Annotated in this window: 13 protein-coding genes; 6 read left to right on the forward strand and 7 right to left on the reverse strand. The window is 70.9% G+C overall.

Translation table 11 applies throughout. From position 1 onward, the window contains the following. A complete protein-coding gene (locus AC067Z_RS24150) occupies positions 1 to 822 on the forward strand; it encodes an SCO6745 family protein (protein ID WP_478791661.1) in 822 nt (273 codons plus the stop codon). Positions 823 to 1117: 295 nt separating this feature from the next. On the opposite strand, the gene AC067Z_RS24155 is transcribed toward AC067Z_RS24150, so the two are convergent. Further along, complete coding sequence (locus AC067Z_RS24155; protein ID WP_478791662.1) at positions 1118 to 1411, reverse strand: transposase family protein; 294 nt, start codon at positions 1409 to 1411, stop codon at positions 1118 to 1120. Between the two features lie 505 nt (positions 1412 to 1916). Between AC067Z_RS24155 and AC067Z_RS24160 the strand changes: the two genes are divergently transcribed. Beyond that, a complete protein-coding gene (locus AC067Z_RS24160; RefSeq protein ID WP_478791663.1) occupies positions 1917 to 3101 on the forward strand; it encodes a beta-ketoacyl-[acyl-carrier-protein] synthase family protein in 1185 nt (394 codons plus the stop codon). A 165-nt stretch (positions 3102 to 3266) separates the two neighbouring features. On the opposite strand, the gene AC067Z_RS24165 is transcribed toward AC067Z_RS24160, so the two are convergent. Beyond that, the gene (locus tag AC067Z_RS24165; protein WP_478791664.1) at positions 3267 to 5429 is read right to left on the reverse strand and encodes an ATP-binding SpoIIE family protein phosphatase; all 2163 of its coding nucleotides are present in this window, start codon (positions 5427 to 5429) and stop codon (positions 3267 to 3269) included. Between the two features lie 272 nt (positions 5430 to 5701). Further along, entirely contained in the window at positions 5702 to 6124 is a 423-nt protein-coding gene (locus AC067Z_RS24170; protein ID WP_478791665.1) for a secondary thiamine-phosphate synthase enzyme YjbQ, read from the reverse strand. Positions 6125 to 6221: 97 nt separating this feature from the next. Here AC067Z_RS24170 and AC067Z_RS24175 point away from each other — a divergent pair, with 97 nt between their 5' ends. Then, positions 6222 to 7340: an NAD(P)-binding domain-containing protein gene (locus AC067Z_RS24175; RefSeq protein WP_478791666.1), complete on the forward strand. Its 1119-nt coding sequence runs from the start codon at positions 6222 to 6224 to the stop codon at positions 7338 to 7340. A gap of 17 nt (positions 7341 to 7357) precedes the next feature. On the opposite strand, the gene mltG is transcribed toward AC067Z_RS24175, so the two are convergent. The 3 genes from mltG to AC067Z_RS24190 all read right to left on the reverse strand — a co-directional run bounded on the left by mltG (position 7358) and on the right by AC067Z_RS24190 (position 11091). Beyond that, the gene (gene mltG, locus AC067Z_RS24180; protein ID WP_478791667.1) at positions 7358 to 8218 is read right to left on the reverse strand and encodes an endolytic transglycosylase MltG; all 861 of its coding nucleotides are present in this window, start codon (positions 8216 to 8218) and stop codon (positions 7358 to 7360) included. Between the two features lie 382 nt (positions 8219 to 8600). Further along, on the reverse strand, positions 8601 to 9194 hold the full coding sequence (locus tag AC067Z_RS24185) for a hypothetical protein (protein ID WP_478791668.1): 594 nt from the start codon (positions 9192 to 9194) through the stop codon (positions 8601 to 8603). Positions 9195 to 9264: 70 nt separating this feature from the next. After that, on the reverse strand, positions 9265 to 11091 hold the full coding sequence (locus tag AC067Z_RS24190) for an ABC transporter ATP-binding protein (protein WP_478791669.1): 1827 nt from the start codon (positions 11089 to 11091) through the stop codon (positions 9265 to 9267). A gap of 92 nt (positions 11092 to 11183) precedes the next feature. Between AC067Z_RS24190 and AC067Z_RS24195 the strand changes: the two genes are divergently transcribed. The 3 genes from AC067Z_RS24195 (at position 11184) to AC067Z_RS24205 (ending at position 15363) form a co-directional block, all read left to right on the forward strand. Beyond that, positions 11184 to 11630, forward strand: coding sequence for a MarR family winged helix-turn-helix transcriptional regulator (locus AC067Z_RS24195; protein ID WP_478791670.1), 447 nt, complete (start codon positions 11184 to 11186; stop codon positions 11628 to 11630). Between the two features lie 152 nt (positions 11631 to 11782). Next, positions 11783 to 13585 (forward strand): ABC transporter transmembrane domain-containing protein, encoded by a 1803-nt coding sequence (locus AC067Z_RS24200; RefSeq protein ID WP_478791671.1) that lies wholly within the window; start codon positions 11783 to 11785, stop codon positions 13583 to 13585. Further along, positions 13582 to 15363, forward strand: a complete 1782-nt coding sequence (locus AC067Z_RS24205; RefSeq protein WP_478791672.1) for an ABC transporter ATP-binding protein — start codon at positions 13582 to 13584, stop codon at positions 15361 to 15363. Before AC067Z_RS24200 ends, AC067Z_RS24205 begins: the two co-directional genes overlap by 4 nt. Before the next feature lie 72 nt (positions 15364 to 15435). On the opposite strand, the gene AC067Z_RS24210 is transcribed toward AC067Z_RS24205, so the two are convergent. After that, positions 15436 to 16227: a metal-dependent hydrolase gene (locus AC067Z_RS24210; protein WP_478791673.1), complete on the reverse strand. Its 792-nt coding sequence runs from the start codon at positions 16225 to 16227 to the stop codon at positions 15436 to 15438. Position 16228 lies beyond the last annotated feature (1 nt).

Consider the following 16228-nt stretch of genomic DNA (forward strand, 5'->3'; position numbering starts at 1 on the left):
ATGAAAGCAGCGCGAGCAGCCTGGCGCCGACTCGAGCCCGTACACGGCATGATCTACTTCGTCCCCGAGGCAGGGCGACGGTACGCGGACCTCGGACTGAGCGGACGCGCCGGGTACTTCGCCTCCCGGAGCGCCGCCTTCGGCCAGGCATCCGCTGAGCTGGTCATCTCGACCTTCTACAACTTCAACCCCGGTCGCGTACGGAAAGCGGTCGACGGGGTCTGGGACTCGACGACGCCGCAGCAGGTGCTGGACGCACGGCACGCCGCCGCGAGCGAGGCCCTGCGACGGGCCGGGATCCACGAACTCCCCGCTCTGGACGAGGCCCTGGCGCTGACCCGCAGGGCCGCCGAGGCAGCCTGCGAACACGCCCAGGGCCGCCCGCTGTTCGCCGCGCATGCCGCGCTGCCCTGGCCGCAGGAACCGGTCCTGCAGCTGTGGCACGCCCAGACGCTGCTCCGGGAGTTCCGTGGAGACGGCCATGTCGCGTGCTTGCTGAGCGAGGGCGTCGGGGGCTTGGAATCCCTGATTCTGCATGCTGCCACCGGTGAGGTTCCCGTCGACTTCCTCAAGGGAAGCCGCGCATGGCCCGAGGAGGAATGGGCCGACACCGAACAGCGCCTGCGCACGCGAGGTCTCCTCGACGGCGACTCCCTGAGCCCGGAAGGCGTACGCCTGCGCCGGCACATCGAGGACCGCACCGACCGCCTGGCCGTTCCCGCCTACGCTGCCCTGGGTGACGCCGGCTGCGAACGGCTCGCCGAACTCGCGAGCCCCTTCGGCCGCGCGGTCGTCGATGCCGGCCTCCTCGAACTCGGCTGACCTCCGCCCTTCACGCCCCCTCCGCATCGCGCCTGATCTGCTTGAACCGGGCGTCCATGACCTCGGAGAGGGCCTTGCCGCTCCCGCTGTTCGTCTTCCTTTTCTGACCAACCGCTCGGTTGCGGATCTCCCGGCGGTGGGGCGGTATTGCTTCCTGGCGTAGCGGGTTTCAGGGGTCGGCGCGGAATTCATCGGCGCCGGTTCAACTCATCCGACGCCGCCGAGGAGTCCGCTCCGACCAGGGCCAGAGCGAGTGGGCAGACGCCCCGGCTGTAGCCGGGCCCTGCCCCGCCAGTTACTCGCTGGGCCGCTCAGAGTGACGCGGCCGAGGACCTGCACGTTCGCGAATCCGGGGCCGCAACTGACCGCGACCGCCACGCAAGAGCAGCAGGCCGGGCTCGCGGTCGGCGAGCAGGCCGATAACCGCGGTCGTGCAGGTGTGTGCGGTGCAGACGGAGATGCCGAAGCCGGCCGCGATATGCGCGAGTTTGTCGTGCCGGCGCAGGTACACCACCCCGACCAGAGCACTCTGGTGCGGCAGGACAGGAAACCAACGATGCTCCTGTGCCGATGGGTTGAGACGACGCACACCTCCCTCGACGCACGGGAGCCCGTGCGTTGCGGACCCCTACTCGTCACCCGATCAGTGGCCACACTGAAAGAGCTCAGTGACTGCACCACTCGGCGAGAGCCATCCGCTGTCGCCCATCACATCGGAGAGCCTGCCGCTCGCGGCGAACCTCTTCCCTGTCGCGGAGCGTCTCTGCGGTCGAGTGGCCCATGCCGCCAGGTGGCGCCCCGCTCCGCCGGCAGTGGCCAGGCAGCCGTCCCGGTTGACGGTAGGTCAAGCAAGGCTTGCGGAACCGCTCTGAGCGCCCCTGTTTTTTCAGCGGTGTGTGCCGTGTCACGTATCTCAACGGCTGACTAAGTTGTCTACATCACAGCGGAAATGTCCATTTACCGCCCATGCTCGAAACGGTTACCGACTCCCGAAGTGGAGTCCATCGGCAACGCCTTGGGCGCGGAATCCCAAAGTGACCCATCACACAGCACTCGTGACATTCCTGCTTGTTCCCATGGAAAGGTGCACCATTATGGCCGCTTACCTCTGTCCTCCTGCCGTGATACACGGCGAGCACGACGTGGAGACCAGCCAGATCGTGGCGGAAGTGCGCGGCCGGCATCCGCACGCGGCGTGGGCGCCGCGGATCGACAGCATCGCGGCCAGCACGGGCATTGAGACCCGCGGGTGGATGCTGCCGCTGGAGACCGCCGTCGCGCCTGGCAACGGCGGCAGTCTGGGGGCTGTCGGCATCGAGGCGGCCCAAGAGGCGTTGGCGCTCGACGGGTTCACCCAGCAGGACGTGGACCGCGTGATCGCCGCACTTGACGCGATACCCGCACCACAGACCGTCCAGGAGCGCACCGCGCCGGCTTGGGCGGCCGTGCAGTCCTACGGGGAGCGTGCGGCACGGGGGGCCCTGCAGATCGCCGGGCTGGACGCCTCGGACATCGACTGCCTGATCACCAGTCACTCCACGACCCCGGCGCTGCCGGGTCTGGACATCGCCCTGGCCAACAAGATTCCGCTCCGCAACGACGTGATGCTGCTGCCGACCACGCAGTGGGCCTGTATCGCGGGGACCCGCTCCCTGGCGCTGGCGGCGGATCTCGTGGCCGCGGACCCCGACAGGGTGGTCCTGGTCGTGATCGCGGAGGCGCTGAGCACGACCTACCAGCCTGCGGACGACACTCTCGAATCCCTGATCGTCCGGTTGCTGTTCGCGGACACCGCGGTCGCCATGGTGGTCACGGGCCGCCCGAGGTGCGAGTCGGTACTGCGGCTGGACGCCGCCTGGCACCACACCCTGCCCGGCACCCAAAATCTGCACCGCCTGGATACGCGGTCGGACGGCAACCACTTCGTGATGGACCGGCGCGGGCCGCGCGCCGTTCAGGAGACGGTCACCGCGATGTGGGAGTGGCTGCGCGTCCGTTACCAGGACAACCCCGACTCCTGGCACCCCGACGTGCTGCTCGCGCACCCCGGCGGGACCCGGGTGCTGGAGTACATGGAGCAGACGATGCCCGACGCGTGGCCGTCGGGGCTGCTGGACTACAGCCGGGACAGCTACACCAGCGGCAACCGCGGAGGCGCCGCCGTGTTCGACATCATGCGGCGGGCGCACGACGCCGGGCAGAAGTCAGGCAATCGCGCCGTCCTGTACGCGGCGGCACCGGGCCTCACCGCCACCGCCCTGGAAGGCGAGTGGCTGTAGTGCGATCCCACGCCATGTACCAGCAAACGGGCCGCCCCCATCACCGGTCACGACACCGGTACCGCCGAGGGCACCGCCCGTAAGGTCGGTAGGGTCGGCTGACGCACGCCGACCGTACCTTCGCCGCACTCACATACGCCGGCCGAGCCCCGCGCCGCAGCCGCTTCACCTCTCGACTTCCGCCCAGACCACCTTGCCGGAGTCCGTCCACCGGACCCCCCACCGGGTGGTGAGCCTGTGCACGATGTGCAGGCCACGGCCGCCGTCGTCGAGGAGGCTGCCCCGGCTCAGACATGGCCTGCCGTTGCCGGTGTCGCCCACCTCGCACAGCAGGCCGTGACCCGCTCTGATCAGCCGTACCGTGATGGGACCGGCGGCGAAGCGCACGGCGTTCGTGACCAGCTCGCTGACCAGCAGCAGCACGTTGTCCCGGGTGTCGTCCCTGGCGCGCCATTCTTGCAGCAGCGCGGACACCTGCGAGCGGGCACGGGCGGGGGCGTCGTCGCGGGCGGGCAGTCGCCAGGTCGCGGTGTCCCCCTTGCGGTAGCCGATCATCCGCGCGAGCAGCAGGGTCACATCGTCGCGCTGGCGCGCAGGTGCCAACGCGGAGACGACGTGCCGTGCGGCCTGCTGCAGGGAATCCCAGGGGTGCACCCTGGACACGGCGTCCGCCAGCCTGACGATGCCCTCGTCGATCGACACGGCCGGATCCTCCACCAGGCCGTCGGTGAAGAGAGCGAGCAGGGATCCCGGGGGTGCGCCGAACGTGTGCACGTCGAACGGCTCCCGCAGCGCGAACTCGGCGCCCAGGCCGGGGTGAGGGCGGACCGGGAGCAGGCCCGCGTGCCCGTCCGGGGAGACCAGGACCGGGGGAAGGTGGCCGGCGCTGGACAGCGCCACATGGTGGCTGACCGGGTCGTAGAGGGCGATGCAGCAGGTCGACCCGAGGGCGCTGTAGCCGGCCGCCAGGCCGGACTCCGCGTCGTCCAGCATCGTCACGGTCTTGTCCAGGTGCTCCAGCACCTCGTCGGGCGCGAGCCCCGCGGACAGCAGCGCGCGGGCCTCCATGCTCAGTTGCCCCATGGTTGCCGCAGCGCCCAGGCCGTGCCCGACGACGTCACCGACCACCAGCGCGGTACGGCCGTCCGGCAGCGGAAAGCTGTTCACCCAGTCGCCGCCGACGCCCGCGCTGTCGGGCGTGGTGGGCTGGTAGACGCTGGCGATCTCAATGGTGTCGCCGCCGGTCCGGGGAAGCAGCCGCCGCTGCAACGCCAGCACCTGCGTGTGCTCGCGCTGGTGCTGACGGGCCAGGTCGACGTGATGGGCGGTCCTGGCAACCAGTTCCTGCAGGTCGAACAGCTCGCTGTCGCGGAAGGGACGGTCCGCCCGCCGCCAGACCTCCGCCACACCCAGCACGACGGACGGCGGGCCGTCCAAGACCAGCGGTATGCACGCCACACCCGCCGACCGGTCGCCGGGCACCAGGGCACGCATCACTCGCGGACTGCCGAGTACCCGCTCGACCGCCTCCCGGTCGGGTATGACGATGGCCTGCGGGGCGTCGTCCCGCAGGACAGCCTGCGCCAGCAGGCGACTCGCATCGCTGGGGAGATCGTCGCCCGGAGTCACGTAGCCCTCGGGCCACGCCCGGTCCGGCACCAAAGCCGCCCGCCGTAGCCGGATGCGCCCCTGCCCCTGCCTGGTGACTCCCTCGCCCGTCCACACGGCGAAGTCGAGGTCGACGGCGGCCACGTCTCCCCAAGCCAGCAGGGACTGTGCCAGCGACTGCGCGGTCTCGCCGATGTCCAGCGAGGTGCCGATCGCGGTCTCGGCGGCGTACAGGTGCAGCCTCCTGGCCATGGCGATCAAGGAGACGGTCAGGCCCTCGTGAGGCAGCACGGCAGGCAGGATGCTCATCGAGACCACCAGCTCCGACCCGTCGCCGCGCCGCAGGCGCTGGATCCGGGCGACGTGCGCCTCACCGGTCTCCAGGACCTGCCGCAACCGCCGTGTGACCGTCGGCACGTCCCCGGGGGGCAGGGAGTCGACGAAGGGACTCCCGGCCACGGCGTCCAAACCCGCGAATACAGGGGCGTCCAGATTGCAGCGGGTGATTCTCAGATCCCTGTCCAGGTTGACCGCGCCGAGAATCTGATCCTGACGGCCGGCTGCCGGGTTGTCGGGTACGCGAGGGCGGGTGATGCGGTCGCCCTGCGCGTCGGCGGGATCGGGGGCCGCTGCCGCTCCGCCGCGCGGGATGTAGCGCCCCAGGGCGCTACTGACCATGTCGAACGCCGAGGAGGACGAGGGAGAGGGTGTGGAGTCCATGCGGCTCTCTCAGCAGTCCCCGGCGCAGCGCCGGGGCCGTACTCGGACCCGTGCGACGGGGGCCCCGAGATCCCTGACCGCACACCTCATTGAATAACACCGTGGGTCGCTTCGCCCACACCAGCGGATCGCGCGGTGGATGCGGACGCAGTGGTCGCGCGGCAGCCGCAAGCTGGACCAGCCCGGCGGGTCGACCGGCGGCAGGGCCGACATGCGGGCCTTGTCCATTTCGATCCGGTCGGCCGGGCGGGCGTGCAGGGTGCGGAAGGCAGTCACGCCAGGAAGCTCAACCGGACCCGACGGTCCGTGTTACTGGTGTTCGTGTCGACGAGACAGACCGACTGCCAGGTGCCCAGCTCCAGGCGGCCGCCGATCACGGGGAGCGTCGCGTGCGGGGGCACGAACGCCGGCACCACGTGGTCCCTGCCGTGCCCGGGGCTGCCGTGGCGGTGCTGCCATCGCTCGTCCGCGGGCAGCAGGGTGTGCAGGGCTGCCAGCAGGTCGTCGTCGCTGCCCGCACCCGTCTCGATGATCGCGATGCCGGCAGTTGCGTGGGGCACGAAGACGTTGAGCAGTCCGTCCCGGCCGTCTGCGTGCTCCGTGAGGAACTGCTCGCAGGCGTGGGTGAGATCGGTGACACTCTCGTCGGATCCGGTGGTGAGGTTCAGCGTCGTGGTGGCGAAGGTTCCGGGCATGGCCCCATCCTCTCGTCCGTGGCCGCCGGGCGCGCGGCCGTACCGGCGTCGTCAGCGTGACGGGAAGATCCCGGACGACACCTCGGTTGGTAGAACCGTGAACAACTTTGGTGCGCACGACGTGGACGTGGTCGTCATCGGTGCCGGGCAGGCGGGGCTGTCCGCGGCCCACCATCTGCGGCGCAGCGGCATGGTGCCCGACCGGGACTTCGTGGTGCTGGACCACGCCCCGCGCCCGGGCGGCGCCTGGCAGTTCCGGTGGCCCTCGCTCACCTACGGCAAGGTCCACGGCATGCACTCCCTGCCCGGCATGGAACTGACCGGGGCCGACGACGGCCGGCCGTCGTCCGAAGTGATCGGCGCATACTTCGCGCAGTACGAGGAGCGATTCGACCTGCGGGTGCACCGGCCCGTGGAGGTCGCCGCGGTCCGCGAGGGCATGGGCGGCCGACTGGCCGTCGAGAGCTCGGAGGGCACCTGGCAGACGCGCGCCCTGATCAACGCGACCGGCACATGGGACCGTCCGTTCCGGCCGCGCTACCGCGGCCAGGAAACGTTCAGGGGAAGGCAACTGCACACCGCGGACTACCCGGGGCCGCAGGAGTTCGCCGGTCTGCGCGTCGTGGTGGTGGGCGGCGGGGCATCGGGGACGCAGCATCTGATGGAGATCGCAGAGGTCGCGGCGGAGACGACCTGGGTGACCCGGCGCCCGCCGGTCTTCCGCGAAGGCCCGTTCGACGAGGAGGCCGGGCGGGCGGCGGTCGCCCTGGTCGAGGAACGGGTACGGCGCGGGCTGCCGCCCCGGAGCGTGGTGTCGGTGACCGGGCTTCCGCTGACCGACGCCATCCGCAGGGCCCGCCAGTCGGGGGTGCTGAACCGGCTGCCGATGTTCGACCGGATCACGCCGACCGGTGTGGCCTGGGACGACGGCCGGGCGGTGGCGGCCGACGTGATCGTGTGGGCGACCGGGTTCCGCCCGGCGATCGACCATCTGTCGCCCTTGCGGCTTCGCGAGATGGGCGGCGGGATCCGGATGGACGGCACCCGCGCCGTACGGGACGAGCGCGTCCATCTCGTCGGGTACGGCCCGTCGGCGTCCACGATCGGCGCCAACCGCGCAGGGCGGGCCGCCGTGCGCGACATCCGGCGGCTGACGGCCCGTGATCCGGCGCCGGACCGTGCAACGGCTTCGGACCCCGCACCGGCACTGGTCTGAGACCCGGCGGAACCGGGTCAGCCGGTCGCTCCCGCCTCGGCGCGCCGGGCGTTGAACTCCTCGACATTGCGCTCGTGTTCGGCGTAGTCGCTGGTGAAACGTGTGTCACCCGGTCCGACCGTCACGAAGTACAGCCAGTCGCCCGCGGGTGGATCCACCGCCGCGCGCATCGCCTCCTCGCCCGGATTGCCGATGGGCGTCGGCGGCAGGCCCATGCGCTCGTAGGTGTTGTAGGGGCTGTCGAGACGTGTGTCCTCCGCCGTGGTGTCCAGTGTGCTGCGCCCCAGCGCGTAGTTGAGGGTCGAGTCCATCTGCAGCGGCATGCCCTCCGCCAGGCGGTTGCGGACGACCCTGGCCACCTTGCCCATGTCCGGCGCCGTGTCCGCCTCGGCCTGCACGATGCTCGCGATGCTCACCACGTCGTACGCGCTCAGCCCTTCGCTGCTCGCGCTGTCGGCGATCACCTCGGCGCCGAACCGCTGATTGGCGGTGTTGACCATGAAACTGAGCAGGCTTGCAGAAGTGGTGCTCTCGTCGATCGGATACGTGGCGGGGAAGAGATAGCCCTCGGGGTTTCTTTTGGCGTCGGGCGGAAGGCTGAGCCGGGCCTTGGCGGCGGCGTTCTTCGTGGTGCCGGGTTTCTGCTTGAGCGCCTTGTCGACCGCGGCGTACACCTGACCGGCGCGCCATCCCTCGGGGATCACAAGGGTCACCGGCGCGGGCGGCCGGGGCTTGGGAGCCTTGTCCTCGGTCAGCAGGAACGGCAGCGTCGCGGCTGCCGCCGCGACCGCGACAGCGCCGACGACCAGCAGAATGCGGCCGCGCCGGGTGAGGCGGAGCCTCCGCCCGGACCGGGCCGACGAGGGCGTATTCGTCATACAGTCACGCTAACCCCGCACGCGGCAGCACCCCTGCACCAGCCGCGCCGCGACACGGGCGACCAGGCGGCACAGGTGTCACGAACAAACGAACGCTCGACCGGTTGTTCGCCGGAACGTGTGATCGCAGCCGTTTTTGTCGTTCAACTCCCCTGTGCCATCGGATGCTTACTGTGCGCACGAGGCGGGCTGCAGACCGCGACCGCGCAGTCCCACATCAGCTCCAGGCACAAGGAGAACGCACCACCATGGACCTCATCACCAACCTGCTCGCCGGCGTCGTCCACTTCGTGGGTTGGCTCGTCTGACGATCGTTCACGAAAGGCGCCGCCGCTCCCCGTCCCACGGGAACGGCGGCGCCGTCGTGCGTGCGCGGCGCGGCTCAGCGGGTGAACGGCGGCAGCGCGGCGAACTCCGGCGCCACCTCTACCGCTTCGGCCAGCGCGAGGAGCGTCCGCCGCACCCGGCTCAGCGGATGATCGGGGAACTGCGGGTCCCACTGGGCGTGATCCGCGGCGTGGAACGGCAGGCCACCCTGCACCTCGGGCGCATACGGATGGGGCCGGAAGTACGTGTCGTGACCCACCTGGGCCATGACCATCGCCTCGCGCATCCCGGTCATCCCCCGCTCGGGCGCCTGGATCTTCACAACGGTGCTGCAGTTGGCGCGCGGCACGGTGAAGCTGCCGATGAACACCTGTCCGCTGGGCTGCCCGGGGAGGGGCAGCTTCAGTATCTGCCGCAGCGCGGGCAGTTCACCGAGCGTCTTGACGGAGGCCTCGATCAGTCCGCCTCCCGCTTCGGCCGTGTATCGCGTGAGCGCGGCCCGCAGTGCGGGGCCGTCGTCGAGGGACGCGGGCAGATCCGGCGTCAGATCGAAGAAGTGGAGCGACAGGATGTCGCCGTCGTCGTTCGCCCAAACGTCATGGTCGACAGTCCGGAAACCCGGCAGGTCGACACCCAGAAGTGGTCTCATGGGCGGCGATCATGCCGTATGCGGCCGGCGCCGCGGGCATCCGGGCCCGTCCGTCGGTGCCCTGCGCCGATCAGGTCGCGTCGACGCTCACGGCGGCCGTGGGCTGCAGTTGCGCGTCCCTTCGGACCAGAGCGGCATAGCGGCCGTCCCTGTCGAGCAGTTCCTCGTGCGTGCCGCGCTCGGCCATACGTCCTGCTTCCAGGACGACGATCTGATCGGCGTCCCGCACGGTGGAGAGCCGATGGGCGATGGTGATGGTCGTGCGTCCCGCCGACAGTGCGTCGATGGCCTGCTGCACCGCGTGCTCGGTGCGGGTGTCCAGGGCGCTGGTCGCCTCGTCGAGAATCAGCACCGGCGGATCGCGCAGGATCGTGCGGGCGATCGCGAGCCGCTGCTTCTCGCCTCCGGAGAAGCGGTATCCGCGCTCGCCGACGAGGGTGGCGTATCCGTCTGGCAGGGAAGCGATGTGGTCGTGGATCTGGGCGGCGCGTGCCGCGGCCTCGATCTCCTCGTCCGTCGCGTCCGGCTTGGCGAAGCGCAGATTGTCGGCCACGGAGGCGTGGAAGAGGTACGTCTCCTGGGACACGACGCCGACGGCTCGGGCCAGCGTGTCGAAGTCGAGGTCCCGGACATCGACACCGTCGATCGTCACCCGGCCGCCCGTGACGTCGTAGAGCCGGGGCACGAGATAGCTGAGCGTGGATTTGCCGGAGCCGGTGGGGCCGACGACGGCGAGGGAGCCGCCCGCGGGCACGGTGATGTCGATTCCGTCCAGCGTCAGGCGCTTCTGCTGCGCCTCGTAGGCGAAGTCGACGTTCTCGAAGCGCACCTCGCCGCTCACCTTGTCCAGGACCGCCGGCGTCGCGGGCTCGGTGATGTCGACGGGCAGGTCGAGGTACTCGAAGATCCGCTGGAACAGCGCGAGCGAGGTCTGCATCTGCACGCCGGTGGAGAGGAGGCTCACGGCCGGGCGGAACAGGCCCTGCTGGAGCGAGACGAAGGCGACGAGCGTGCCGATGGAGATCGTGGATCCGCCCGGTTGCAGCGCGAGACCGGCCGCCCAGTAGATCAGTGCGGGCATCGCGGCCATGACGATCCCGATCGTGGACATCCGCCATCGCCCGGCCATGCTGGAGCGCACCTCGAGATCGACCAGCCGCTCGGACTCGTCGGCGAAGGAGCGGGTCAGGGAGTCGGCGCGGCCCATGGTGCGGCCGAGCAGGATTCCGCTGACCGACAGCGACTCGGTGACCGTGGCGGCCATCGCGGCCATCTGCTTCTGGCGCTGCGTGGTGATCTTCTTGCGCTCGCGTCCGACACGGCGGCTGATCCAGACGAACAGCGGCAGCAGGAGCAGCGAGACGACAGTGAGCCGCCAGTCCAGTGCGAGCATCGCGACGATCGAGGCGACCACGGCGGTGAGGTTGGAGACCAGCGACGTGGCGGTGGAGGTGACCGTCGCCTGCATGCCGCCGATGTCGTTGGCGATGCGGGACTGGACCTCACCCGTTCGGGTCCTGGTGAAGAACGCGAGGGGCATCCGCTGCAGCTGGGCGTAGACCGCGGTGCGCAGGTCGTGCATCACCCGCTGGCCGACGGTGGTGGAGATCAGGGTCTGGAGCACGCCGAAGACGCTGGTCACGACGGCTGTGGCGATCATGCCGAGCACGAGCAGACTGAGCAGCCCGGTGCGTCCCTGCGGGATCGCGGTGTCGAGAATCTCGCGAAGCAGGAACGGCGAGGCCACGGAGACCAGCGACGACGCGCCGACGAGGAGCCCTACGACGGCGAGCCTGCCGCGGTACGGCCGGAAGAGACGCAGGATGCGGCGCACATCGGCGGGCGGCTGGCCGGGTTCCCGGGGCGGTGGGGTCCATGTGGGTTGATCGGGGCGCAATGCACTCCTTGGTCAGGGGACGGACGGTTTTCGCGAGCCTAGCTCACTGTTACCTGTATTCACAATGAACGAGGTCCTGTTATTGTTCCCGCATGAGCACCCCTGACGCCGACGGCCTGCTCGCCGAGCAGTTGCTGCGGCTGACCCGTCGGCTCCACCGCAGCCAGAAGCGCCAGTTGGAGTCCGCCGGCGTCGCGATCACCCCGGCGCAGTCCCGCCTGCTGCGGACGCTCGCACACTACGACCGGCCACCGCGCATGGCCGACCTCGCGGAGCGCCTGGAAGTGGTCCCGCGGGCCGTGACCAGTCTCGTCGACGGGCTGGAGGCGAGCGACTGCGTACGCCGCGTCCCCGATCCCACGAACCGCAGAGTGACCCGGATCGAGCTCACGGACACCGGCCGGGCGACACTCCGCTCCCTGCGTGACGCGCGCCGGGCGGCGGCGGAGGACATACTCTCGCCGCTCTCGCCCGGGCAGCGGGAGGAGTTGGGCGCCCTGCTCTCCGCTCTTGTCGACGGTCCCGGCCCGCGCTGCTGACGTCACGGGTGCGGGGCGTGTGACGCCGGAGGCCGAATGGTCACGGGCCTGCGGATGGTGTGTCCTGGTGCACAAAAATCAATTGCCGCACCCGGCCTCGAACCGCGAACCTTGCACGGTTTGCTCCATTCTTCGACGAGTCATGGGACGTCATGCAGATTCGCGATCTTCCGTATCCCGACCCAGGAGAACCCGACGTCCGGACCGGCACCCGTTTTCTGCTCTGGCTGGGCCGCAACCAGCTGGGCGGGCAGATCAAGGCCCTGTGCTGGGGGCTGCTGCACTTCGTGGCCGTGATGGCCCTGCCGTACGGCGTCGGTCTGTCCGTGCAGGCCGTCGTCGAGGAGTCCGGCACCGGACTCGCCCGCGCGGGCGGCCTCATCGCGCTCGCCACGGCCGGTATCGCCTTCGGCGACACGATGCTGCACCGCACGGCCGTCACCAACTGGATCACCGCCGCCGCACGCACCCAGCAGCTGCTGGCCCGGCGCACCGCTCAGCTCGGCTCGGCACTCACCCGAAGGGTCGCCGCGGGCGAGGTCGTCGCGGTCTCCACCGGGGACGTCGAGAAGATCGGCTGGTTCGTCGAAGCGGTCTCCCGATTCCTCGCCGCCGCCGTCACCGTCGTGCTCGTCTGCGTGGGCCTGCTGGTCTACCAGCCGGCGCTCGGCGTACTGGTCGCCATCGGTGTGCCCGTCCTCGCGATGGGCGTACTGCCCCTGCTGCCGCGTGCGACCCGTCTCGCCGACGCCCAGCGCGAGAAGGCGGGAAAGGCCACGGAACTGGCCTCCGACACCGTCGCCGGCCTACGGGTCCTGCGCGGCATCGGCGGCGAGGAACTGTTCCTCACCCGCTATCGACGCGCTTCGCAGGAGGTGCGCCGCGCCGCCGTCCGCAGTGCCCGGATGTGGTCGCTGATCGCCGCCGTCCAGGTGCTGCTTCCGGGGCTGCTGATCATCGGCGTGGTCTGGCACGGCGTCGGGCTCGTCGTCGGCGGCCGCATCGAGGTCGGCGAACTCGTCACCGTCTACAGCGCGGTGATGCTGCTCGCCTATCCGCTGCGGCACTTCGAGGAGATCGCCATGGCGTACTCCTTCTCCCGCCCCTCGGCCCGCCGGGCCGCGAAGGTGCTGGCGCTGCAGCGTGCGACCGACGGGTCCGGCGGCACGGACACCGTTCCGGCAGGCGACCTGTACGACCCGGCCACCGGACTGCACGCGCCGGCCGGTTGCCTGACCGCCGTGGTCTGCGGCGACCCGGACGCGGCAGGACAGCTGGCCGAGCGGCTCGGCGGCCACCCGGCGGAGGCCGACGGCCTGCCGTCCGCACTGCTCGGCGGAGTGGCCCTGGACGAACTGTCGCTGGACACGGCACGCGCCGCCGTGCTCGTCCAGGACAAGGATCCGGTGCTGCTGTCCGGGACTCTGACCGAACTGCTGGACGTGCCCGCCTCCGGCGCAGTGTCCGCGGCCGACGCGCTGGCCGCTGCCGAGTGCGGCGACGTGCTGACGGCGCTGGCGCAGGCGGCACTCGACGGCGACCCGATGCAGGCGCCGATCACCGAGCGCGGCCGGTCGCTCTCCGGCGGCCAGCGGCAACGTCTTGCACTGGCCCGGTCGCTGGTCACGGCGCCCGAGGTCCTGGTGCTCGACGAGCCGACGTCGGCCGTCGACTCGCACACGGAGGCACGGATCGCCGAGGGGCTGCGGTCGCTCCGGTCGGGGCGTACGACGGTCGTCTTCACGTCCTCACCGCTGCTGCTCGACCGTGCCGACCGCGTCGTCCTCGTCCACGAGGGCGGGGTCGCCGCCGTCGGAGTGCACCGCGAACTGCTCCGCAAGGAGCCGCAGTACCGAGCCGTCGTCACCCGCGAGACCGAGGAGGAGCAGCTCTCCACGGTGCGGGCGGAGCACGACGGCCGCACCACCAGGATCGACATCGAGGAGACGGCATGATCGGCATGGCGCCACCGGAGTACGATCCGGCGGCCCCCCGGACGGCGACCACCCTGCCGGTGGGCTCGCCCGCGACCGTTCGGGCGTATGTTGCCGAGCTGACGCGGCGCCACCGCCGCGCCTTCGCGATGCTCATCGCGGTCAACACGGTGGCCGTGGTGGCGTCGATGGCCGGGCCGTGGCTGCTCGGTTCGCTCGTCGAACGGGCCACAGACGGTGCCCGTGATCTCCATCTGGAGCGTACGGCCGGGCTGTTCGCGGTCGCGCTGGTCGTCCAGGCCGTGTTCGTACGGATGGTGCGGCTGCGCGGCGCGATGCTCGGCGAGCGGATGCTGGCCGACCTCCGCGAGGACTTCCTCGTCCGGTCGGTCGGACTGCCGCCGGGCGTGCTGGAGCGCGCGGGTACGGGCGATCTGCTGTCCCGTATCACCACGGACATCGACCGGCTGGCGAACGCGATGCGCGAGGCGGTGCCGCAGCTGACGATCGGCGTCTTCTGGATCGTGCTGCTGCTCGGCGGGCTCGCCGTGACCGCGCCGCCGCTGGCGCCCGCCGTGCTGATCGCGGTGCCCGTGCTGGTCATCGGCTGCCGCTGGTACTTCAAACGGGCTCCGTCCGCGTACCGCTCCGAGGCCGCCGGGTACGCGGCCGTCGCCACCGTGCTCGCCGAGACCGTCGACGCCGGCCGCACCGTGGAGGCCCACCGCCTCGGCGCGCGGCGCGTCGCTCTGTCGGACCGGCGGATCAAGGAGTGGACGGCGTGGGAGCGCTACACGCTCTATCTGCGGTCGGTGCTCTTCCCGGTCATCAACGTCACGCATGCCACCGTGCTCGGTTCCGTCCTGATGGTCGGCGGTGTGTTCGTGCTGCAGGGCTGGATCGGCATCGGCCAGCTGACCACGGGTGCGCTGATCGCGCAGATGATGGTCGATCCGGTGAATCTGATCCTGCGCTGGTACGACGAGCTCCAGGTCGCCCAGGTGTCCCTGGGGCGGCTCGTGGGCGTGCGCGAGATCGAGCCGGACGCGGGCGATGCGACGGTCCGTCCTGACGGGCGGGACGTCCGGGCGGACGGTGTGCACTTCGGGTACCGCGAGGGCGTCGACGTCCTGCACCGCGTCTCCATGGAGGTCCCGCCCGGCACCCGGCTGGCGCTCGTCGGCCCGTCCGGTGCGGGCAAGTCCACGCTGGGCCGGCTGCTCGCGGGGATCTACGCACCGCGGTCCGGCCGGGTCACTCTCGGCGCGGCGGAGCTGTCCCGTATGCCGGCGGAGCGGGTGCGCGAGCACGTGGCGCTGGTCAACCAGGAGCACCACGTCTTCGTGGGTTCGCTGCGCGACAACCTGCTGCTCGCACGGTCCGGGGCGACGGACGCGGAGTTGTGGGCGGCGCTGGGGGCGGTGGACGCGGACGGCTGGTCCCGCGGCATGGACGACGGCCTCGACACCGAGGTCGGCTCGGGCGGTGTGTCCCTCACACCGGCGCAGGCCCAGCAGATCGCCCTGGCCCGCCTGGTCCTGGCGGACCCGCACACGCTGGTCCTCGACGAGGCGACATCGCTCCTGGATCCGCGGGCGGCCCGCCATCTGGAGCGCTCGTTGTCACGAGTCCTCGACGGGCGCACGGTGGTGGCGATCGCGCACCGCCTGCACACCGCGCACGACGCGGACGTGATCGCGGTCGTCGAGGACGGCCGGATCAGCGAGCTGGGCAGCCATGACGAGCTGGTGTCGGCGGAGGGGGCGTACGCGGCGCTGTGGCGCTCCTGGCACGGATAGTGCGTTCGCGCTCCTGGACCGGTCCGCACGGGCCGGTCCAGGAGGCGTCGCGCCGGCAGTGCGCCGCCACCGTCAGATGAAGTTCAGCGCCGCCGCGCCGCCCACGCCCCCCAGCAGCATGAAGACGGGCATCAGCACCTTCAGCTCCACCCAGCTGCCCGCCCGGAAACGCATCGCCTTGGGCGGGCCCACCGGGTACCACCGCTTGCGTCCCACCGGGATGGGCCACAGGATCGGGCAGCCCGAGACAGTCAGCGCGTCGCCGATGTCGTGCACCAGGGCGCCGAGCACGATCGGCAGCCCCAGCCACAGGTACTCCTGGCCGGGCGCCGTGAACAGCCAGTCCGCACCGTTGCCCGGCTTGTCGAGCACACCTGCCAGGATCCATGCGCTGGTCGCGCCCAGCAGCCACACCAGCACGTCGCTGGAGACGCGGGCGGCCCGCCACAGCAGGCCCTCGACGGCGAGGACCATGTGCACGAAGAGGATCGCGAGGACCGCCCACCGGCCGCCGAGTATCGCGACGGCCGAGGCGCCGCCGCCGATCAGGACCGCCCACAGCCAGGTGTGCGTCAGTGTCCGGTGGCCGCCGGTCCTGCGCTTGTCCCCCGGCTTCTTCGTCGCTTTGTAGACCGCGTACGACAGCTTGTCGACGATCTCGCACAGTCCGCGCGAGATCGGCCCGAAGGCCCGGGAGATCGTCGCCGCCTTGTGGTCGAGGTCCGGCGCGAGCGCCGCGCCGGCGCATATCAGCGCTCCGACGACGAGCACCGGCCATGGCATCGGATGGCCGGCGGCGGCTGTCGCCGCGCCCACCCCCAGCCAGGCAGCTGCTCCTGACAGAGAGTGCGCCGGTCCCATCATG

It is taken from the genome of Streptomyces sp. NPDC043812 (assembly GCF_056436245.1).